The sequence below is a fragment of the Alteromonas lipotrueae genome (assembly GCF_019249255.1).
GTDB lineage: Bacteria > Pseudomonadota > Gammaproteobacteria > Enterobacterales > Alteromonadaceae > Alteromonas > Alteromonas lipotrueae.
In genome coordinates, this window is sequence record NZ_JAESDJ010000009.1 from 15,349 (window position 1) to 36,091 (window position 20,743).

At 43.9% G+C, this 20,743-nt stretch carries 20 protein-coding genes; 10 read left to right on the plus strand and 10 right to left on the minus strand.

Features of this window, described 5'->3' with window-relative positions:
• Nucleotides 1-3: 3 nt before the first annotated feature.
• From KYS23_RS13225 to KYS23_RS13235, 3 genes are all read left to right on the plus strand, one after another.
• The gene (locus tag KYS23_RS13225; protein ID WP_159534228.1) at nucleotides 4-342 is read left to right on the plus strand and encodes an MGMT family protein; all 339 of its coding nucleotides are present in this window, start codon (nucleotides 4-6) and stop codon (nucleotides 340-342) included.
• A gap of 74 nt (nucleotides 343-416) precedes the next feature.
• Nucleotides 417-1,610, plus strand: a complete 1,194-nt coding sequence (locus KYS23_RS13230; RefSeq protein WP_159534226.1) for a cyclic di-GMP phosphodiesterase — start codon at nucleotides 417-419, stop codon at nucleotides 1,608-1,610.
• Between the two features lie 478 nt (nucleotides 1,611-2,088).
• Nucleotides 2,089-2,724 (plus strand): YiaD family glycine zipper/OmpA-like lipoprotein, encoded by a 636-nt coding sequence (locus KYS23_RS13235; RefSeq protein ID WP_159534224.1) that lies wholly within the window; start codon nucleotides 2,089-2,091, stop codon nucleotides 2,722-2,724.
• A 36-nt stretch (nucleotides 2,725-2,760) separates the two neighbouring features.
• Here KYS23_RS13235 and KYS23_RS13240 read toward each other — a convergent pair whose 3' ends face one another.
• The 4 genes from KYS23_RS13240 to KYS23_RS13255 all read right to left on the minus strand — a co-directional run bounded on the left by KYS23_RS13240 (nucleotide 2,761) and on the right by KYS23_RS13255 (nucleotide 7,419).
• The gene (locus tag KYS23_RS13240; RefSeq protein WP_159534222.1) at nucleotides 2,761-3,309 is read right to left on the minus strand and encodes a nuclear transport factor 2 family protein; all 549 of its coding nucleotides are present in this window, start codon (nucleotides 3,307-3,309) and stop codon (nucleotides 2,761-2,763) included.
• Nucleotides 3,310-3,452: 143 nt separating this feature from the next.
• Nucleotides 3,453-4,454, minus strand: a complete 1,002-nt coding sequence (locus KYS23_RS13245; RefSeq protein ID WP_159534220.1) for a LacI family DNA-binding transcriptional regulator — start codon at nucleotides 4,452-4,454, stop codon at nucleotides 3,453-3,455.
• A 73-nt stretch (nucleotides 4,455-4,527) separates the two neighbouring features.
• Nucleotides 4,528-6,060: an MFS transporter gene (locus tag KYS23_RS13250; protein ID WP_218419043.1), complete on the minus strand. Its 1,533-nt coding sequence runs from the start codon at nucleotides 6,058-6,060 to the stop codon at nucleotides 4,528-4,530.
• 21 nt (nucleotides 6,061-6,081) lie between these two features.
• Entirely contained in the window at nucleotides 6,082-7,419 is a 1,338-nt protein-coding gene (locus tag KYS23_RS13255) for a GH1 family beta-glucosidase (RefSeq protein ID WP_159534764.1), read from the minus strand.
• Nucleotides 7,420-7,936: 517 nt separating this feature from the next.
• On the opposite strand from KYS23_RS13255, the gene KYS23_RS13260 reads away from it, so the two are divergent.
• From KYS23_RS13260 to KYS23_RS13275, 4 genes are all read left to right on the plus strand, one after another.
• Nucleotides 7,937-10,873: a TonB-dependent receptor gene (locus KYS23_RS13260; RefSeq protein ID WP_246604401.1), complete on the plus strand. Its 2,937-nt coding sequence runs from the start codon at nucleotides 7,937-7,939 to the stop codon at nucleotides 10,871-10,873.
• A 158-nt stretch (nucleotides 10,874-11,031) separates the two neighbouring features.
• The gene (locus tag KYS23_RS13265) at nucleotides 11,032-12,720 is read left to right on the plus strand and encodes a tryptophan halogenase family protein (protein WP_218419044.1); all 1,689 of its coding nucleotides are present in this window, start codon (nucleotides 11,032-11,034) and stop codon (nucleotides 12,718-12,720) included.
• The gene (locus KYS23_RS13270; RefSeq protein ID WP_218397597.1) at nucleotides 12,698-14,218 is read left to right on the plus strand and encodes a tryptophan halogenase family protein; all 1,521 of its coding nucleotides are present in this window, start codon (nucleotides 12,698-12,700) and stop codon (nucleotides 14,216-14,218) included. The genes KYS23_RS13265 and KYS23_RS13270 overlap by 23 nt, the downstream gene beginning before the upstream one ends.
• A gap of 212 nt (nucleotides 14,219-14,430) precedes the next feature.
• The gene (locus KYS23_RS13275; protein ID WP_218419046.1) at nucleotides 14,431-14,724 is read left to right on the plus strand and encodes a DUF1330 domain-containing protein; all 294 of its coding nucleotides are present in this window, start codon (nucleotides 14,431-14,433) and stop codon (nucleotides 14,722-14,724) included.
• A 134-nt stretch (nucleotides 14,725-14,858) separates the two neighbouring features.
• Here KYS23_RS13275 and KYS23_RS13280 read toward each other — a convergent pair whose 3' ends face one another.
• Both KYS23_RS13280 and KYS23_RS13285 read right to left on the minus strand, forming a co-directional pair.
• Nucleotides 14,859-15,302 carry an SRPBCC family protein gene (locus KYS23_RS13280; RefSeq protein ID WP_218419047.1) on the minus strand — a complete coding sequence of 148 codons (444 nt, stop codon included), beginning with the start codon at nucleotides 15,300-15,302 and terminating at the stop codon, nucleotides 14,859-14,861.
• Nucleotides 15,303-15,520: 218 nt separating this feature from the next.
• Nucleotides 15,521-16,384, minus strand: a complete 864-nt coding sequence (locus KYS23_RS13285) for a YicC/YloC family endoribonuclease (RefSeq protein WP_159534206.1) — start codon at nucleotides 16,382-16,384, stop codon at nucleotides 15,521-15,523.
• A gap of 287 nt (nucleotides 16,385-16,671) precedes the next feature.
• On the opposite strand from KYS23_RS13285, the gene rph reads away from it, so the two are divergent.
• The 3 genes from rph to tusA are packed head-to-tail and all read left to right on the plus strand — an operon-like array spanning nucleotide 16,672 to nucleotide 18,296.
• On the plus strand, nucleotides 16,672-17,385 hold the full coding sequence (gene rph, locus KYS23_RS13290; RefSeq protein WP_013786776.1) for a ribonuclease PH: 714 nt from the start codon (nucleotides 16,672-16,674) through the stop codon (nucleotides 17,383-17,385).
• Nucleotides 17,386-17,394: 9 nt separating this feature from the next.
• Nucleotides 17,395-18,036: an orotate phosphoribosyltransferase gene (pyrE, locus tag KYS23_RS13295; RefSeq protein ID WP_218397569.1), complete on the plus strand. Its 642-nt coding sequence runs from the start codon at nucleotides 17,395-17,397 to the stop codon at nucleotides 18,034-18,036.
• 2 nt (nucleotides 18,037-18,038) lie between these two features.
• Nucleotides 18,039-18,296, plus strand: coding sequence for a sulfurtransferase TusA (gene tusA / locus KYS23_RS13300; RefSeq protein ID WP_159534202.1), 258 nt, complete (start codon nucleotides 18,039-18,041; stop codon nucleotides 18,294-18,296).
• Nucleotides 18,297-18,321: 25 nt separating this feature from the next.
• On the opposite strand, the gene KYS23_RS20930 is transcribed toward tusA, so the two are convergent.
• The 4 genes from KYS23_RS20930 to KYS23_RS13320 all read right to left on the minus strand — a co-directional run bounded on the left by KYS23_RS20930 (nucleotide 18,322) and on the right by KYS23_RS13320 (nucleotide 20,699).
• Nucleotides 18,322-19,134: a DUF1206 domain-containing protein gene (locus KYS23_RS20930; RefSeq protein WP_218397567.1), complete on the minus strand. Its 813-nt coding sequence runs from the start codon at nucleotides 19,132-19,134 to the stop codon at nucleotides 18,322-18,324.
• 142 nt (nucleotides 19,135-19,276) lie between these two features.
• Nucleotides 19,277-19,459 carry a hypothetical protein gene (locus tag KYS23_RS13310; protein ID WP_159534198.1) on the minus strand — a complete coding sequence of 61 codons (183 nt, stop codon included), beginning with the start codon at nucleotides 19,457-19,459 and terminating at the stop codon, nucleotides 19,277-19,279.
• A gap of 53 nt (nucleotides 19,460-19,512) precedes the next feature.
• The gene (locus KYS23_RS13315) at nucleotides 19,513-19,974 is read right to left on the minus strand and encodes a hypothetical protein (protein ID WP_159534196.1); all 462 of its coding nucleotides are present in this window, start codon (nucleotides 19,972-19,974) and stop codon (nucleotides 19,513-19,515) included.
• 134 nt (nucleotides 19,975-20,108) lie between these two features.
• Nucleotides 20,109-20,699, minus strand: coding sequence for a YqaA family protein (locus KYS23_RS13320; RefSeq protein WP_218419049.1), 591 nt, complete (start codon nucleotides 20,697-20,699; stop codon nucleotides 20,109-20,111).
• Nucleotides 20,700-20,743 lie beyond the last annotated feature (44 nt).

Consider the following 20,743-nt stretch of genomic DNA (forward strand, 5'->3'; position numbering starts at 1 on the left):
AATATGGCTAATGTAGCAGTAGAATCCAGAATATTAAAAACACTTTCAATTGTACCTAGTGGTTATGTCGTCAGCTATGGTCAGTTAGCAGACCTTGCAGGTTTGCCGGGTAGAGCTAGACTTGTAGGAAAGTACTTGAAAGACTCCTATGTTACTACTCATTGGCATCGAGTTGTAAGAGCTGATGGGAAAATAGCATTTCCGTTGGGGTCTGAACCTGCAGAAGAGCAACGTTCATTGCTAGTATCGGAAGGTGTTTTAGTTAGAAACCATAGAGTGAACATGAAAACTTATGGTTGGAAGCCTAGTTTATATACTTTACTCGCAGAACTTGACCAGTAAGTTAAATATTCATGTGTAGCACAATTTATCACCGTTAGGTGTGGCGTTTTTTTAAAAGTGGTACCTCACTCATAATGCTAAAAAAAATCACTATAAAAGACTTAAAGCCAGGGATGTTTGTTCATCAAATACTGGAGCAAAAAGGTCAGCTTTCAGTTAAAAGCCAAGGGCGAGTTACCTCGCAGGCTGTTGCTGATACCCTTAAAAAAAGGGGAGTGTTAACCCTTGTTGTCGATACCGATAAAGCCTTTAGCGTATCATCAACTAAATCTACGCCTACAAACGAAGTACCGGTAAGCAAAAAAGGCGAAGAGAAAGCGCCCAAGGCAAGTCTTGAAAACGAATTGACCCGCGCGACTAAGTTGCATGTACAAGGTAAGCGCATCCAGAAGCAACTTCTTAACAGTGTTAAAAAAACACAGCCCTTTGATAGTAGTATTCCTAAAGAATTTTCAGCGAAGCTGGTTTCGTCGATAGACCGTAATCCCGATGCGTTGCTGTGTTTGACGAAAATTCGTGAAAAAGACGATTACCTCCTAGAGCATTCTTTAAATGTCGCCATATTGCTGGCTAATTTTGGTCGTCATTTAGGGATGTCCGAAAGTGAAGTTCAAGATCTTTCATATTCAGGTTTTCTACATGATTTGGGTAAAATTCAAATACCGGATGAAATTCTGCATAAGCCTGGCCGCTTAACTGATGGTGAAATGGACATCATGAAAGGGCATGTTAAACATGGTGTAGATTATTTAAATGGTACCGACTTAGACAAGACGCTAATTAGAGCTATCAGCGAGCATCATGAGCGCTTAGATGGTTTAGGGTACCCTATGGGCACTAAAGGCGATAATATCAGTCGTGAAGGCCGTATGTTGGCTATTGCGGATGTGTATGATGCCCTAACCGCAGATAGAGTTTACAAATCTGGTATGTCGAGCCAAAAAGCGTTTTCTATTTTACTAAGTGATGCGCCGTCTCAATTGGACTTACCATTGGTACAACAATTTATTAAATGCATGGGTATTTATCCGGTAGGAAGCCTAGTACTGCTGTCGAATGAACGACTTGCCATGGTGATGGAACAAACAGACTCGCCATTAGCGCCTAAAGTTAAGGTATTTTACTCTGTTCGAAATGCACACTTTCTTGAGCCGAAAGATATCGATTTAGCCTCGGAAAAAAACGTTAAGGTCTCAAAAGCGGCTATTGCTTCTGACTATAAAATTGATGTGAAAGCCTTTTTCGAACGCTCGGTATCTATCGGGTAAGCGCTTAAAGAGACTTAAAGAACAAAAATAGCGCGCAAATTCGTCAGACCTTCGGCATACACTGTCGGGTAAAAGCGACTAAGTAAAAAAGTTGCTTATGTCTGTACCCCTTACAAACACGCTCGCAATTTACAACTTAATTACCTAACTTTAGCGAGTTTACAAGCGTGGTTTGCAAGTGCATATCAAAATACAGTCTGTTATAACATGGCGTTGTGCAGCCTGCTTTACACGATGCCATTTAGCTTACGTTCAGTTAACTTCCTCTATAATGCCCTTAATGATTTTGGTTTATTGGTTACACTCATGGCAGTTGATGAATGTGGAATGCATATTGCTGCAAACTATTGAATAGATATTGGCGATAGTTTTTTTAACAGTAAAAATAGTAGTGATACGAGCAAATAATTGGAAAGTTTAAAAGTAAGCGTAAGATCGCGTTCACTTTAAAAGTTGATAACGACGTACCGAGGATGTTATGAAAAAAACGATAGGAATTACTTTAATTGCGGCATCTTTAGCCGTTGCAGGCTGTGCTAACGATCCATCAAATTCTCAGAAAGGTGCAGCCATAGGTGCTGTCATGGGCGCATTGTTAGGCAAGGCAACGGGAGATAATGATAAAAGTCGCTACGCTTGGGGTGCGGCGGTTGGCGCTATTGCGGGTGGCGCGATTGGCGGATACATGGATAAGCAAGAAGAAGCGCTTCGTAGCGAATTATCCGATACCGGAGTTCAAGTGGTTCGAGAAGGTGACAACTTACGTTTGATCATGCCTGGTGATATAACGTTTGCCACAGACAGTTCTTCTATCAGCCCTAACTTTAACCCAGTACTTCAAGATGTCGCCAAGGTAGTAAATAACTACGAAAAAACAGTACTGATGATAAAAGGCCATACTGATGACACAGGCTCGGAGCAGTATAACCAAGGTTTGTCTGAGCGCCGTGCTGGCGCGGTTAGGAACGTGTTATTGAATTACAGCGTCAACTCTACGCGTATCACCACAGTTGGTATGGGTGAATATCAGCCTAAAGTGCCAAACGACACTGCTGCAAACAGGTCGATGAACCGTCGTGTAGAACTAGAAATTCAGCCGCTAACTCAGTCGTAGTTATAATTGCTAGCAATAAAAATTAAAAAAGGGCCTCTATTGGCCCTTTTCTCTATGCGATTTAATTTGCTCAGCAACACTATCGGCTAGCGCATTTGGAATGGGAATGGTTAAGTGGTATTGGCTGACTTTCCACTCATTGTTTTCGAGTATTAATACACCGGTTCCACGTGTTAGTCCTAAGCTATCGTTATCTAGACGTTCATCGAACCACGCCACATCGCGATTATTTGAAAAATATATATGTCTTGAATGAGGGATATATGTCCAACCCCGCCCTTTCGAAAAATGAGGTTGTGCGTATGCTTTAAAAACACTAATAGTCCATACCTCAGAAGCATCTGTACCTATGAAAACAGCATTGTCGCTGTATAGAGAGAAGTATTCGTCGAAGTTCGCGTCAGAGGCCATTTGGTGCAGTAAGTCGAGCACCTTATTTACCTTTTCTTCGGCTTCTAACAATGGCTGAACTTTACTACTTTGAACTTGGTTACTAGTATGAAGTTGTGTCGTCGAGGTTAATACCTCAGCAGCAAATGCATTAAAACAACTTAGAAATAAAATGACGGTAATAGTTAAACGCATATAACTCGCTCCCTAAGGGCATCAAAGGTTTCACATGAAACAGTGAAGAAGCAGTTTATCTTAAATAGAAACAGCGCCATAGAGCAGTTTATGTATTACTTATGTGTTAATGGGCAATTATGGGGAGCACGTGTAGGGAGTACTTAGGCTTCGAAGGTCATGGTGGACTCTCGTATTATCAGTGAAGGTTGAAACAAGGTTTTTACCTCATCTTTGTAGCCATAAACTACATTTAAAATATGACGTGCTGACATTGCGGCCATGTCAGAGATAGGATTGCTAACCGTGGTTAGGCGTGGGAAAACATGGTGAGCAAAAACGGCATCATCAAAACCTACGATAGACAAATCTTGAGGCAGGTTCATTCCTAAATCTCTCGCACAACTCATTGCGCCTGAGGCCATCCAATCATTCGCACATACCAGCGCTGAAAAAGGCGAGTCTCCAGAAAGTAACTCTAATAGACCTGCTTTGCCGTCTTCTTCGGCGTAGTTTCCTTCAAACACCAAGTTCGGCGTAAAGGGTATTCCTGCTTCTTTAAGCGCGCGCTTATGACCCGCTAATCGTTGATTGGCATCGCATTTATCAGATGGGCCCGATATATAACCAATATTTTTATGGCCTAAGCTAATAAGGTGCTGCGTGGCTAAATAGCCGCCTTTTTCATTGTCTAACACAATACATCCCTCACCCACACCTTCAACTTGGCGGTTAACCAAAGAAATTGGGAGACGAGATGAATTAAGCGTTTGCAAGTATTCATCGCTCATTGCTTCTGCATGCATAATAATAGCATCGCAATTACGACCAATTAAAAACTCGACGGCATCTTGTTCGGTTTCTAAATTATTGTGCCCTACCGTAATAATAACGTGCTTATCAGCGGCTCTTAGGGTTGACTCTACCGCTTGCATCAAGTCGCCAAAAAATGGCGAGTTTAATTCTGATACCAGAATGCCTACGCTATCTGAACGGCTGGTGGCCAGTGAACGGGCGACAGAATTTGGGCGATAGTTTAGCGCTAACATGGCTTCTTCAACCTTGGCTTTTAAGGCGGGGTTCACAGTAGTTTTACCGTTTAACACCCGAGATACCGTCGACAACGATACCCCTGCCTTATCAGCTACTTCATAGATTGTTGCCACGTATTACTTCCCCTAACTTAGTTTTGATGCTCATTAATGCCATGTTCGCATTTTTTATGCATTATGCCGTTATTCAGGCAGTTGCGCTACGTCGCTTAAGTAAAGTCTCTGTTACTTCTTGCTGTCGCGCATCGGTAAGCGGATAAAGCATAATAAGGAGTGCGCCGGCTATACCGAAACAGGCAGGTATCCAGCTCATCAATGCTTGCATGCCAGGTAAGGTTTGCGATATAGAATCGACTTGCATGCCGTCATAACCATAACTTCCTAGCACCAACAGAACTAGAGCACCTGCAAAGCCTCCACCGGTTTTCTGTACAAAAGAGCCTGCTGAATAAACTAAGCCTGTCGCTCTTCGGCCTGTACGCCATTCGTTATAATCTGCAGAGTCGCCAAGCATGGAAAAGAATAAGGTTGGCATGATCGCAGCGAAAAACTCCGCACTACATCCCAATACAAATATGCCCGTCACAGAACCTTGTGGCACAAAGTAAATTGCACATGTCAGGGCGCTGCTAGCCAATAACGAGAGAATAAATAGCTTTTTCCTGCCCATAAAACGCGATAATGCTGACGTGGCCAAAGCGCCTAATATCGATACCACCAATAAGGCAATAAAATAATATCCGGTGAGCAACTCATCACCAATGTAGTACTTAAAGTAATAGGCAATGACACCGTACTTTATGCCGTTAAACATCATAGTAAGGAAGCCCATGCCTAGCAAAATGACCCAGGGTTTATTGGTAAGTAAATCAATGATGTCTTGTTGTGAACGACTATTGCTCGCTTCAGGTCGATTTACAAGGCGCTTAATAAAGATGGATGTTATTGAAATGACCACAACGAAAGCGATGCCACTTGGCCAATTTCGATAATAGAAAAAGGCAGTAATGGCCGACAGTGGGAGCAGAATTAAAGGCAGCTGACGAGACAAGTCTTTTAGTTCTTGAAGTAAGCTTGCTCCGTCGTTTTGCACTACTGGAACCCTCTCCTTGGTGGTGGCCACAGTCGTGAACATCAATGCGACTAAGAGAGTAGCAAAAAGGTACATGGCATATTGATAACCCTTTGCAGTATTACCTTCACCGAAGAACGCAACTAGCATAGGTAAGCACCCCATGACGAGCAGTCCTCCCATAAAAGCCCCAGCAAACCGAAAGCCGGATAAGCTGGTTCGCTCTCGGTCGTCGCTTGTCATTACGCCCATTAGCGCTGAATAGGGTACGTTATTAACCGTGTAAGCTAAGGTTAGCCCTATGTAGGTTAGGTAGGCATAGATGAGCTTATTCGTATAAGAAAAATCAGGTGTGGTGAAACACAGCACCATGAATAAGCCTAAAAAAGGGGTAGAGCCTAATATCCAGGGTCGAAATTTACCGAGTTTAGTTTGCGTTCTATCGGCAATCATTCCCATGATGATGTCAGTAACGCCATCCGTAAGACGTACCACAAGAAAAAGCATGGCAGCCGCAGCAGCAGTTAACCCAAAGGTATCTGTGTAAAACACCGCTAAGTAAGCAAGGGCGCCGCGCCAGACTAAATTAGCCGCTGCATCGCCCAACCCATAACCAATCTTTTCCCTTACACTCAACGAATGATCCACAGCGTGTTCCTTTTGTATTTGTTATTTACGACTAGCTAATAAACGTTGGTAAGCCTTCGCGCTATTTTTGAAAGTACGCTCTTGCGTATTAAAATCGACGTATACGAGCCCGAACCGCTTTTCATAGCCCTCTGCCCATTCGAAGTTATCCATGAGGCTCCAGGCGAAGTAACCACTCACTTTCACTCCAGATTCAATCGCTTCGTTAACTGCATTTAGGTGGCCAATGTAATAGTCTATTCTATCTTCGTCGTCTACCATACCATCTTGAACTACATCTGCCATGGCAGCCCCGTTTTCGGTAATGTATACAGGGGGGAGGTTATAGCGTTCATGTAAAGAAACGAGTAGTTCACGCAAGGCTTCCGGGTAAATTTCCCAACCAATATCCGTCATGGGTGCTTTGTGGGCGTGCTCGTGAAATAAGTCTTCTGCTTTATGTGGTGCAGAGTAATGAAGACGGGTATAGAAGTTAATGCCAAGAAAATCTAAAGGCTGGCAAATAATTTCCATGTCGCCTGATTCAATAGGTGGCTTGTCATTGTCTGCTAATGCGTCGATAACATAGGGATAACTCCCTTCCATTATTGGTTGCATATACCATTGATTTATATATTGATCTGCCATTTCCGTGGCGAGCTTATCGGCGTCTGAATCTGATGCGCTATAGCATGGCGTAAAATTTAACACGATACCGTTTAAGGCATCAGGTGCATTTTTCCTTAGCACCTGCATACCTAATCCGTGGGCGAGTAAAATGTGATGAGCGGCAGTTCGACCGAACTTTCTTCCTTTCCGTCCAGGCGCATGCACACCAATTTCATAGCCTAAATATGCAGAACAAAATGGTTCGTTGAAGGTAGCATAGGAATAAACTCGCTCACCAAGGGCTGCAGTAATTTTGTCTGCATAGTTTGCAAAATCGTAAGCGGTTTGACGATACAGCCACCCGCCTTTTTCCTCTAAATACTGTGGTAAATCCCAATGATAAAGAGTGACGAATGGTTTTATATTCGCCTCATTTAGCACGTCAAGTAATTGAATATAAAAAGAAACGCCCTTCTCATTTAGCTCTCCATCCTGATTCATCACTCGTGGCCAAGAAATAGAAAAGCGATACGCATCTACACCAAGTTGTTTGAGCATTTCAACATCATCACGCCACCTAAGAATATGCTCACAAGCTACAACACCATCAGAATCATCAGCTACTGCCCCGGGCGTGCGGCAAAAAACGTCCCAAATACTTTCCATTCGATTTTCAGCATCCCCTTCTATTTGAAAAGAAGAAGTCGCTGTTCCAAATGTAAATTGTTTATCTAGCATTGGGCTTGTTTTGGGTAGCTCGATGTCTTTCATCATTTCATAGGGTCCTATTACAATTCTGGATAATGTAGCAGGGTGAAGATTTAGTAATGCTTGAGAGATAAGCGCAACAGATGACTTCACCTATTTTGTTTATAGCATGAACTCAACATTTTGAGAAAGCGCTTTCTTTGTAAAGTTGTTATTTTTTATCTTTACGTTGAAAAATCACCGTTTACATTTGGACTGGGGCGCTCGGTATGGCCGCTTCAGATAAGACTTTAAATCGCTGATTTTTAATTATAAATTTAATTTTTAATAAATAAGCGATGTAAAGTTGGATTTTCGTTGTGAACTTTGTGTGAAAAATATGTTGATCTTTAGTCTGGGATGTCTTAGTTTTGAGAAAGCGCTTTCTCCTGTGGGTGTTTCGTTGGTAAACCTGAGAAAGCCCTTTCTTGGGAAGCGCTCATCACTCAGCACAACATAAGAGAGAAAGACAGTGACACATAACAAGCTATACAAATCTAAAATCGCTACTAGTCTGTCTTTAATATTGGGAACAGGCCTGATGTTCCCAGTACAAGCACAGGAGGCTAGCGAAAGTGACAATATAGAAGTCATTCAAGTATCTGGGATTCGAAGCAGTGTTCAAGAATCGATGGGCATTAAGCGTGATTCAGCGGGTGTTGTTGATGCTATCTCCGCTGAAGACATTGGTAAATTTCCTGATACTAACTTGGCGGAATCCCTTCAACGTATTACGGGCATATCAATAAGCCGAAATAACGGTGAAGGTAGCCAAATTACGGCACGTGGTTTCGGACCAGATTTCAATATGGTGACGCTAAATGGAAGAACGATGCCAGGCGCCGCTTTACCTAATGGTGGTAGTGTTGGTAATTCCCGTGCATTTAACTTTTCTGATTTAGCATCTGAAAGTGTTCGTGCTGTAGAGGTTTATAAAACCGGTCGCGCAAGTATAGCTACTGGTGGTATTGGTGCCTCAGTTAATATTCGTACCGCAAGACCATTTGATGCTTCTGAAACTGGGATCATGGCCAGCGTAGGCGCGAAAGCATTACACGACACCACAAACCGCGTGGGTGACGATGTCACGCCAGAGTTATCTGGTTTTATTAACTACTTAGACGACGACAGAAAATTCGGCGTAACCTTTACTGGTTCTTATCAGCAACGTGATAGTGCCGCACAAGGCGCATTCGTCAATGAATGGCGAGTAAATCCATTTAATGGCACGGTACCACAGTCTCCAGATCCGGCTAATCCAGATAGTGGTGATCCTATCGTTTTAAATAATGCACCAGCGATGGGGCAATTATTTGGTATCCCTTCAGATTTACGTTACTACATGGCGGACAGAGAGCGTGAGCGTACAAACGCCCAGCTTACTTTTCAGTATGCGCCAAGTGATGATCTCGTGGCTACCCTAGACTACACGTATTCAAAACAAGACTTATATGAAGCTCGTGCAGAACAGTCGATTTGGATGGACGACCGTTACTTTACTAACCTAACCTTCGATGACAATACGGTTAAAACACCCGTGCTGATTACGCAAGAGCGTAGAGATTTATTGCCTCGTGACTTAGGCTTAGCGATACAAGAGCTTAATCAGGTTAACGAAAATAAGTCAGTAGGTTTTAACGTTAAATACTTTGCTACCGATGATTTAACGCTGCATTTCGACTTGCATAATTCTACTGCAGAAGGTAGACCAGATTCACCTTACGGTACATGGACAAACCTTGGTCTTGGTGCGAACGTTGCCCGCGGTCAAGGTGTCGATTTCTCCGGTGAATTCCCTATCATGATGCTAGATTTCGACGATGTTTCTCGTACGAATCTAAACGGAAACGGCGTGCTTGACCAAGACGATGTGGGTACATCAATTCTTGATATGAACTTTGCTTCGCAAGAAACGGAAATTACCCAAGCTCGCATTGACGGTAGTTATGCTATGGATACCGGAAGTATTAACTTCGGTATTGAATCTCGTGCTATGGAAAGTACATCACTACAATCACTAACCCGACATACTATGGGTAACTGGGGTATTGAAAATCCAGGTGAATTGCCAGCAGGTTCATTAACCCCTCTCGATTTAGCCAGTGAATTTAGCGACTTCAATACCACAGGTATGTTTTCACAAGGGTTTACCGGAAGCGTGGCTGAAATTGGTGCCTTCGCTGCCCAAGAGTATGGTTTCGATTTACTTGCCAACAACCCATTTGCCACTAACCGGACTATTGAAGAAGATATTACATCGGTTTATTTTGAACTCGATTTATCCGGTGAACTCAATGGTATGGAATACAACTTATTGACCGGTATTCGTTACGAAAATACGGATGTCACGTCTATTGCGAATATCAGCCTACCTAGCGGGATCGCATGGGAAGGTAACAACGACTTTAACGTTCGTTTTGGTAGCGACATGGAAGATGTTGAAGTTGATTCAAGCTATGACCATTTCCTTCCTGCGTTAGATTTCGATATCGAAGTGATGGAAAATGTGATTGCGCGTTTCTCCTATAGCAAAACCATTGCTAGACCGACTTATAACAACTTAAGTGCGGCTTCTACTGTTGGTACGCCAAGTAGCCCCACCCTCCTTAGCGATGGCCCAACGGCTACGGCGAGTTCAGGTAACCCTGCGCTAATACCTCTTGAGTCAGACAATGTAGATTTATCGCTAGAATATTACTTTGATGAAACCAGCTACGTATCAGTAGGTTTTTACGATAAACGGGTTAAAAACTTTATTGGTAACGAACAAGTTGAAGAGAACATATTTGGGTTGACGGATGCTACGGCAGGTCCTCGTGCACAGGCAGCTATGGACGAACTTGAAGCCCGCGGCATTCCTATCAGCGATACCTCGTTATTTAACATGGTCGCTGCAATGGAAAATGGTGTCGATTACGACTCTATGACCGACGAACAGTTCGAAGCGGAATACGACATTATTCCAAATGGTGATGACCCATTGATGACTTTTATCAATTCGAAGCCTGTGAATAACAAAAACGCCAATATTTACGGATTTGAGCTGGCTGCACAGCACTTCTTCGGCGATACCGGTTTTGGTATTCAAGCGAACTATACAACGGTTACCGGTGACATCGGGTTTGATAACAACGCTAACCCAAGTATTACTCAGTTTGCGCTAGTCGGCTTAAGTGATACCGCTAACCTGATATTCATGTATGAAATGGATGCACTTCAAGCACGTATTGCCTATAACTGGCGTGATAAGTTCCTTGATACGACGTCTCAATATGTGAATGAGCCAGGTTATACTGAAGCATACTCACAAATTGATTTTAGTATGTCGTATGAGGTGACGGACGCATTGACGGTATCGTTCGAAGGGATAAACATTACCGATGAAAATATTCGTCGACACGGAAGAACTAGCGCAATGCTATGGAAACTAGATGAATTAGGCGCACGTTACGCATTGGGTGCTCGTTACACCTTCTAAGTAACTGGTAAGCTAAATTGATAAATGGCCTATTGGGGTGGAATGTATTCACCTCAATGGGCTTTTTTGTCATAGTGGATCCTAAAGAAAATACTAAATTAAACACAACGCTTAGTAATAAAGAAACAACCCCCTACAAAAAATGAAAAGGGTAAACAGTGTCGAACCAACCTATTAAGCATGTAGTCATTGTGGGCGGTGGAACCGCTGGTTGGCTGTGCGCTGGAGTATTAGCCGCTAGGCTGGGTAAAAGAATAAGCAACAGAACAAATACCAATAGCAACAACCCAAACCACGCACAAAACATCAGTGATGAAAGTGCCATACACATTACACTGGTGGAATCGCCTAATGTGCCAAGTATCGGCGTGGGAGAAGGCTCTTGGCCTTCGTTACGAGATACACTGCAAGAAATAGGTATCAAGGAAGCGGATTTTCTTACTTGTTGTAATGCATCCTTCAAACAAGGCTCTACCTTTGCGGGTTGGCGAAACGGCCATCAAGATGACAAATACCAACACCCTTTCACTACACCCACAGGCTATACTGAACTGGATATTCACCGTTGCTGGCAACAGCTTTTCAGCAGCGAATCGTTTGAGCAAAGTTTCTGCTTACAACCCGATATTTGTGATGCTGGGCTAGCACCAAAGCAAAGCTCAACACCAGAATATGCCTACGTGCTCAATTACGGCTATCATTTTGATGCCACTGCACTGGCAACCTTGCTCACCAACCATTGTAAAAACAACCTAGGTGTAAAGCACACCCAAGCACATATTGCGAATGTGGTTGGTCAGGATAATGGCGATATCGAGTCGCTGGTGACTGAAAACGGCGATACGATAAAAGGTGACTTGTTTATTGATTGTAGCGGTCAACAAGGGCTATTAATCGACAAACATTATCATGTGCCATGGCATTCAGTGTCGTCGGTGCTGCTAAATAACCGCGCCGTGGCAGTACAGGTGCCTTATGGCAGCAGCGACATAAAGGCTTCCGCCGATACAATTGCTTCAACGACAATCGCCACTGCCCAAACCTGCGGATGGACATGGGATATTGGCTTGCAACACCGTCGTGGTGTGGGGCTAGTGTATGCCAGTGACTATGTAAGCGAGGAAAACGCAGAATCTCTCTTGCGCGAGCACTTGGCGAAGCGGTTACCCCAAAGTGAAATAGAAAACCTTAAATATAGACATTTACAGTTTGACCCAGGCTATCGAAAGCAGTTTTGGGTAAATAATTGTATTGGTATGGGAATGTCAGCAGGCTTTATCGAGCCGTTAGAGGCCTCGGCAATTGCGATGGTTGAGCTAGGTATTCGCATGCTGTGCGACCAGTTTCCGCAGAACCGACAACACATGAGCCACGTGGCCACGCGTTACAATCAGCGTTTTACCTATCGCTGGGAAAGAGTTATCGACTTTTTAAAACTACACTATGTGTTAAGCGAAAGAGAAGAGCCCTATTGGTTGGCACAGCGAAGCGAGTCAAGCATTCCAGATTCGCTAAACGCGCTACTCGATTTGTGGCAATATCAAGCCCCTTCTCGTTACGATCTTATTGAAAACGAAGAAATCTTTCCCTCGGCAAGCTATCAATACATTTTGTACGGTATGGGGTTTCACACCAACGACAGACAGCTTGATAAAAACAGCAACATGGTTAAAAAAGCCTTCGCGTTAAAACAAAGTCTACAACAAGGCAAAAGCCAACTACTTGCTGGGTTGCCGACCAACCGCGATTTACTCTCCGCCATTTCTCATCAATTAGAGAAAGACACCACAGCAAATAATAACGACAAGAAAGAAGGACCTCGCCATGATGTCATCGGTTTCCGATAATCTAAACGCTATGGGTACAGGGGCGAAAAACAGCCCAGTGAAGCGTGTAGTAATTGCAGGGGGCGGCACCGCTGGCTGGATGGCCGCTGCTGCGCTTTCAAAGTTACTTGGCAAATCACTATCCATTACGCTGGTGGAATCTAAAGATATAGGTATTGTTGGTGTGGGCGAGGCGACAATTCCTCCTATTCGCACTTTTCACAAGTTATTAGGCATAGACGAAAAAGCCTTTATGCGTGCCACCAATGCCACCTTTAAACTGGGTATAGAGTTTGAAAACTGGCGAGAGCAAGATCACAGTTATATTCATTCATTTGGCGTAACGGGTCGAGAGTGCTGGGCGGGCGAATTTCATCACTTTTGGCTGCGAGCAAAAGCCCTTGGTTTTGGTGGTGACTTTGGTGACTACTGCACCGAATTAAAAGCGGCACAAGAAGGCAAGTTTGCCTATGGCGAACGCATGCCAATGAACTTTGCCTATCACTTTGATGCCGTGGCTTACGGACGCTTTTTAAAAGGGCTGGCAGTAGATGCGGGAGTGACGCATATTGAAGGTGATATTCAACATGTAAGTAAATGCTCACATACTGGTTGTATATCTAGTGTAAAGCTATCGGATGGTCAGGAAGTTACAGGCGATTTATTTATCGATTGCACTGGGTTTAAAGGACTGTTGATAGAAAAATCACTTCATACCGGGTATGAAAACTGGAGCCATTGGCTTCCCTGCGACAGCGCTTTGGCAGTACAAACCGCGTCGACGGGCGCGCCCATTCCTTATACAAAAAGTGTGGCACATACTGCGGGATGGCGCTGGAAAATTCCGCTTCAAAATCGAGTGGGCAATGGTTTAGTGTATTGCAGCAATTATATGAGCGATGACGAAGCCAAAGACACCTTATTAAGTGCCATTGAAGGCGAAACTCTAAATGAACCAAGAATTATAAGATTTACACCAGGTAAACGTCGGTTAGGGTGGAATAAAAACTGTGTTGCATTAGGGTTAGCCAGTGGTTTTATCGAACCTTTGGAGTCTACTAGTATTCACCTGATCATGACCGGTATTGTACGCTTAATGCGCTTGTTTCCATTTGATGGAATAACCCAATCGACGGTAAATGAATACAATAATAAGTACAACAGTGAAATGGCAGCCATTCTCGATTTTATTGTGATGCATTATAAAGTGACCAACCGAAAAGACAGCCCATTCTGGGAACATTGCAATAGCATGGACATTCCGTCCTCCCTCACCCACAAAATAAATCTGTTTAAACAAACTGGGAGAGTGTTCTTAGATGACGGTGATATTTTCCGCGTAGATTCATGGACACAAGTTATGATGGGGCAAGGCGTGGTGCCACAGCAATACCATAGGGTGGCCGATGAAATGTCTGAAACCGAACTTGAGCGGTTTCTAGCCGGCTTAAAACAGCAGGTAGACAACCAGGTATCAGCGTTACCGTCTCATCAAGACTTCCTTGAGAAATACCTGTAATTAATACAGCGAATTTGATTATTCTGTTTCGCCATAAACTCATTCAATGATTAGGCTAATTATTTAGTTATTGTGAACTGCTAAGCTATAGCCAACGTTAAGCATTAGCGCCTAAATTAGTAAAGACGTTGCCAATAACGCCTACTCACAGTGCATGCATAGTTCGCCCCTTAGCGTGGTGCACAAATATTCTTAAATAGGAAAATAGCCAGATGAAAGCTTACTCAGTATTGGATGTAATCGTTAAAGATGAGAGTTGGGTTCCAGCGTATATGGAAAGCGTGGGTGACATAGTGTCGAAACACGGTGGGGTATATTTAGCTAATAGCACTAACTACGAATTTGTAGAAGGTAGCGGTAATAAAGAAGCGGCGCGGGTTATTATCGAGTGGCCATCTGTAGATGCTGGTAAAGCGTTTATGTCAGACCCAGCTTATATTCCCCATTTAAAGGCACGTCAAGCCGGCACCATCAGTAATCACTTTTTGATTGAAGGCAAAGCCTGATATTGCGTTAGCGCAGTGTCCGCCGCATTAGTGTCGCGTTGGCTCTTTAACAACACGCCGTAAGCACTATGCCGGAAGTGGGGAGATGAATTATCTATCCAAGCTCGGCCTAGTGCGAATGGAAGTGTTATCAATTAGCGTGGCATATTCCCAATCTGCTTTAGAATACTGCCGAAGGCTTTGCCACCATTTTTTTGAATTTGCTTATCGAAATATAAACTACCTAAAACAAAAACGGTGATGTGGCCTATTGAGCGCCATGTCGCATGGGTTTTGCCGTCGATTTCCTTCAACGTAATTTCACCTAATTGGTGATCATAAGGAAGCGGTTTTGACTTCACCACTTTATAGCCCAATTTATAGGGAGGATCGTAAGCGACTATTTCTTCATGCAAGTTGGCTCCACCCGCAATAATCTCTCGCACAGCACCAAGACCATTTTGTTCCAACTTACCTTCAACAATAAGGTTGGATGCTTCCACGCCTTTAAATTGTGCATAGTTTGCATGGTCACTTAACGTGGCAAAAACAAAGTCTATTGGCTGGTCGATAATGCGCTCTACATGAATTGAAAACATCCACTGCCCCTGATGAATTTATTGTTATTGAGTACGACTGATTTACTCACTGCTTACTCAAATATAAAGCAACAGATATATAGCTCAAATAACCTCTTTTGATTTGTAACTATAGGTAGGGAAGGCGCTAAGAGTACTTATGGTAAAAGCTTAAAAAAACCTCGCGATATAGCGAGGTTTCTAAGTTTATTGTTCGATTTACCAAGCGCTAGAGAGCTTTATTCTATATTCTGGATCTGCTCGCGCATCTGCTCAATCAACACCTTAAGTTCAACCGCCGATTGGGTGATATCAGTATTAATTGATTTTGAACCAAGCGTGTTCGACTCGCGGTTAAATTCCTGCATCATAAAATCTAAACGACGGCCAACTGCCCCGCCCTTTTTAAGAATGTTGCGGGTTTCTATTACATGAGCGTTTAAGCGGTCTAACTCTTCGGCAACATCTACTTTTTGCGCAAGCATAATCATTTCTTGTTCGAAGCGGCCTGCATCTAGCTCAATTTTGGCTTCTTCGAAGCGGGCTTGTACTTTCTCGCGCTGCCACACCATAATTTCAGGCATACGGGCGGTTACTTTCTCGGCTTCTACTTCAATGGCGTCTAAACGCTGAGTGATCATACCTTTCAACGCTTCGCCTTCGGTGGCGCGTGCGCTTATAAAATCGTTAAGTGCTTGGTCGAACGCAGCCATAACATCGCCATGAATGGTGTCCATGTCGGCTTCTTCGGCAGCAATAACACCAGGCCAGCGCAATACGTCTAGCGGGTTTACACCGGTAGATTGCCCGTGAGCTTGCACCCAGTCGGCGGCGTGAAGTACTTGCTTAGCTAACGCTTCGTTAAGGTTAAGTGTGGTTACAGCAGCATCGTTAGCGGTGAAACGTAACGCGCACTCTACTTTTCCGCGCGCCAGTTTCTTTCTAAAACGTTCGCGAAGCACAGGCTCTAAAGAGCGAAATTGCTCGGGTAAGCGGAAGTAGGTTTCTAGGAAACGTTGGTTAACAGAGCGTATTTCCCATACCGCGGAGCCCCAGTCTTTTTTCGTTTCTACCCGCGCGAATGCGGTCATGCTGTAAATCATAAATAGTCCTTTTATTGCACTTTTTGCAAATGAAAGCCTGCAAAAACAACCCGCTGTCGCGCATTGTGTCATCATTATCATCAGGCAGGTTTTCTTGTATTCACTATAGTAGCCTACATTGATAAGAGTTCGATATGTTAAAAGGGCGAAAGTTCGTTTTTAACAGCTGGTATTAGTGCGTTATACTTACGCCCCAAACTCAGGCTTGTCTGCACACATATCCAATATTCCGTGTGTTACTTGCCAGAACTATTTCTTTTATAAGCATTCATCTCGTGGAGAACTCTATGCGTCCAAGCGGCAGAACCGCCAATCAAATTCGCCCCGTTACTATTACTCGTCAGTACACATGTCACGCTGAAGGCTCAGTGCTGGTGGAGTTCGGCAACACTAAAGTGTTGTGTAACGCCACGGTTGAAGAAGGCGTGCCTCGTTTCATGAAAGGCCAGGGCAAAGGTTGGATCACGGCGGAATACAGCATGCTTCCTCGTGCTACTCATACTCGAAGTGGTCGTGAAGCTGCTCGTGGTAAGCAAGGTGGCCGTACGCTAGAAATTCAACGCCTTATTGCGCGCTCGCTTCGCGCTGCAGTAGATTTGAAACTACTAGGCGAAAACACGATCACGCTTGATTGTGATGTTATTCAGGCTGATGGCGGTACACGTACTGCGTCTATCACGGGTGCATGTGTGGCTTTAGTTGATGCGTTAACGTATATGCGTAGCAAAGGCATTTTGAAAGCCAACCCTCTTAAGCACATGATTGCGGCGTTGTCGGTAGGTATTTATAAAGGTACGCCTATTGCTGACCTTGAGTACACCGAAGATTCAGTAGCCGAAACAGACATGAATATCGTCATGACCGAAACCGGTAAGCTTATTGAAGTACAAGGTACTGCAGAAGGTGAACCGTTTGCGTTTGAAGAGCTTGATGAAATGCTGACGATTGCTAAGCACGGCTTGCGCGAATTGTTCGACATTCAAAAAGCAGCACTGGCGTAAGGAGTTACCATGAAAGCGTTTCAGCGCAGTTTTATTGAATTTGCCATTGAGCGTGGTGTACTTAAATTTGGTGAGTTCACCTTAAAGTCTGGCCGTGTAAGCCCGTACTTTTTTAACGCTGGATTATTTAATTCTGGCGGCGACTTAGCAAAGTTGGGGCGCTTTTATGCCGATGCATTAGTGGATGCTGGGGTGGAATTCGACGTATTGTTCGGCCCTGCCTATAAAGGCATTCCTATTGCTACAACGACTGCGGTAGCCTTAGCCGATAGCCATCATCGTGATGTGCCTTACTGCTTTAATCGCAAAGAGGCGAAAACTCATGGTGAAGGGGGCAACTTAGTAGGTAGCCCGCTGGAAGGTCGCATCATGTTAGTGGATGATGTAATTACCGCAGGTACGGCTATTCGTGAGTCTATGACCTTAATAGAGCAGCACAAGGCGAGTTTATCCGGCGTGCTTATTGCGCTAGACAGGCAAGAACGCGGTAAGGGTAAATTATCTGCTATTCAAGAAGTCGAGCGCGATTTTGGTACTACCGTGATTGCTATTGTCACGTTAGCTGATGTGGTGACTTACTTAACTGAGCAAGACAATATGACCAATGAAATCAACGCGATAAATACATACCGTGAAACCTATGGTATCTAAGTATGGCGACTGAATTTCAACAAGCCTTTGATGAAGCCACAACGCATTTAGATGCGTTGGGGCTTCGTTGCCCAGAGCCCGTGATGATGGTGCGTTTGCAAATACGTAAGCTGGAAGACGGTCAGACTTTGTCGGTAACGGCAGATGACCCTTCAACGGCACGGGATATACCCAGTTTTTGTCGATTTATGGAACATACCCTTGTGGCATCACAAACCGATGTAATGCCGTATCAGTATGTGATCAAAAAAGGGGGGTAGGGCGCGCTTAGCGCTTTTAGTCAACTCAGGTTCGACGATATCTGGCTTCAAACCCGCAATAAATACCAAACATAATAAACCCGACTCCCATGGCAGCTAGCATGTAGAGCCCGAACGTTTGCTGGGTAAGGGTTTGTAGTGCTTGTTGCAGCCCTCCCGCTTCAGATGGGTCGTTTTTTACCGCAGATATGACAAAGAAACTGCCCACCAGCAAATACACCACACCTCTGGCAAAATAGCCTATTCTACCAACCACTTTGGTCGTTTTCCGTTTGTGACCCGTTAGCTTTGCTTGTTCAAATTTTTTGAGGAAGTCTGCTTTGTAAGCGTGTTTAAACTGCATAAAAGCAAATATAAGCACACCTGCACCAATAGCGGCAACCAAATAGGTTCCCCATTGATACTGCAGAAGTTGATGGCTTACCTGCTCCCCTTTTGAGCCACCGCTACCAGTCGAACTATTGCCTGAGTTGCTGCCAATAAGTACCTTTGCACCTAAGAACGCGGCACCAAAATAGAATAGTCCCGATACAAACAAAAACACGCGCATAATAATGTCTTTGGTTTTTGTCATATCTAGTGATTCGGTGTTTAAAATACTTTGAAGCCATCGCCACAGGGCGTAGCTCACTAATCCCGCTATTAAAATAGCTAGTAACACTTGACCAAACGGCTGTGATTTGAGTGTGACAAACACGTGTTCTTGTGTCGCTTTTTCACGGTCTGCAGCAGTAATTACCGAGGAAAGAATAAAGAGACCAAGCATGGAGTACATGATGGTTTTCGCGCTATAACCTGCGCTAGCAACGGCGGAAAGCCAGTTTGATGTATCGCGCACGGTGCGCTCCTCGTTCGTATAATTGAATTTCGTTTATTACGATTATCAAGAATCGAACCACTAGTTATAAAGGCGTGAATAATAGAAGCGTAAATAAAAAAACCTGCGCAGTGCCTCGGTAGTGCGTTTTACTTGCTATTACCTATTTGTTGTTACCACTTACGGCTTGTAACAGAAGTTGCTGCAATTGTTGTTTGCTACGAGAGCAGTTGCAATGTATGTCTGACACGTGCAAGTTTTGCCCGCTTAACATTTTTCGAAGCACTGATGCTTTAACGTTGAGTGAGATAAAATCATTTTTGTCGTGAAAGTTTTCTACTGTCATGCTGATGTCCCTCGCCTTCATGGGGTATGTTTTACGGTTGATTGGTTGTATCACTAGTGCAACGATAGCGCCTGCTGATGCTCAACTGGCATACAACCGCTACCCTGCTCAAGCGCAACTTGTATGGCGCAAATAAGCTTACATACCGAGGGCTTGCTGGCATGCAAAGGCAGTATGGCGATAAGTTGCTGGTGACACTCTTGTAGAATTTGGTGCGCTTCGTGTTTTTTATCTTCTTTGTGTAACAACGAAGATAAATACATGGCCATTGTGCCAAAGGCCAATACATCTTCGTGAATAGATTTATCAATCGTATCGGAAACCGGCTGTAAGGCGGTAAGAACAACTTTAGCGGCTTCGAAGGTTTGATAGCCAAGGCTCCTCGCCTCGTTATATTTGCCCGCTTGGTGAGCTTGCTGCGTTTGTACCTGCATAGCGATTCTGTGCTCGCGGGCGTGTGAAGGGTTTAGCTGTAACCACTTCCTGTAGACTGGGCATAACCGTTGTAAATTCATAATTTGCACCTCCTAAAAACTACATTAGTGCAAATGAGAATTATTATCAAATGTAAAATTGAAAAATTTTATCGAAGTAATTTACAAAGCAGATTAGTGCGTTAAGTGCGCATTAAATAGTGCTAGAAAAACCACTAACCTTTCAACACATTAACCGTAAACCATAAGCCAATAACCAATACAGTGAGCACGGCGATGGCGGCAATTTTATATTTCTTAATAAGCTGCTCGGCCTTGTTTCCCGCGAAATACACTACGGCGGCTAAGCCAAAATAGCGGATGGCCCGCGCGATCACCGTGGCTAACAGAAAAAGGCCGAGTGAGAATTTGGTAGCACCTGCTGCTAACATGGCCACTTGAAAGGGGATGGGGGCAATACCTAATGTCATCACAAACCAAAAACCTTGGTTCTGCATTTGTTGTTTAACACTGTCGAATTGTTGTTGGCTAGAAAAAGTATCAATTACCCACTGGCCGAGTAGGTCGAATAAATAATACCCTAGCGCGTAGCCAAATATTGCACCCACTACACAGCCCAAGGTTGCCATTAGCGCTATCAGCCAAAGCTTATCGCGACGGGCTTGCATCAAGGGCACCATAACCGCTTCAAGAGGCACCGGCACAATAGTCGACTCTAAAAAAGACGCAAACGTAATACTGGTAAGCATGTGTTTGGAGTCTACCAGTTGCTTTGTCTTTTTCTTTACCTTTTTACCCAGTGCCATCTTTTATTTTTACTGCCTTGACGTTAATGCGGCCCTGATACCCA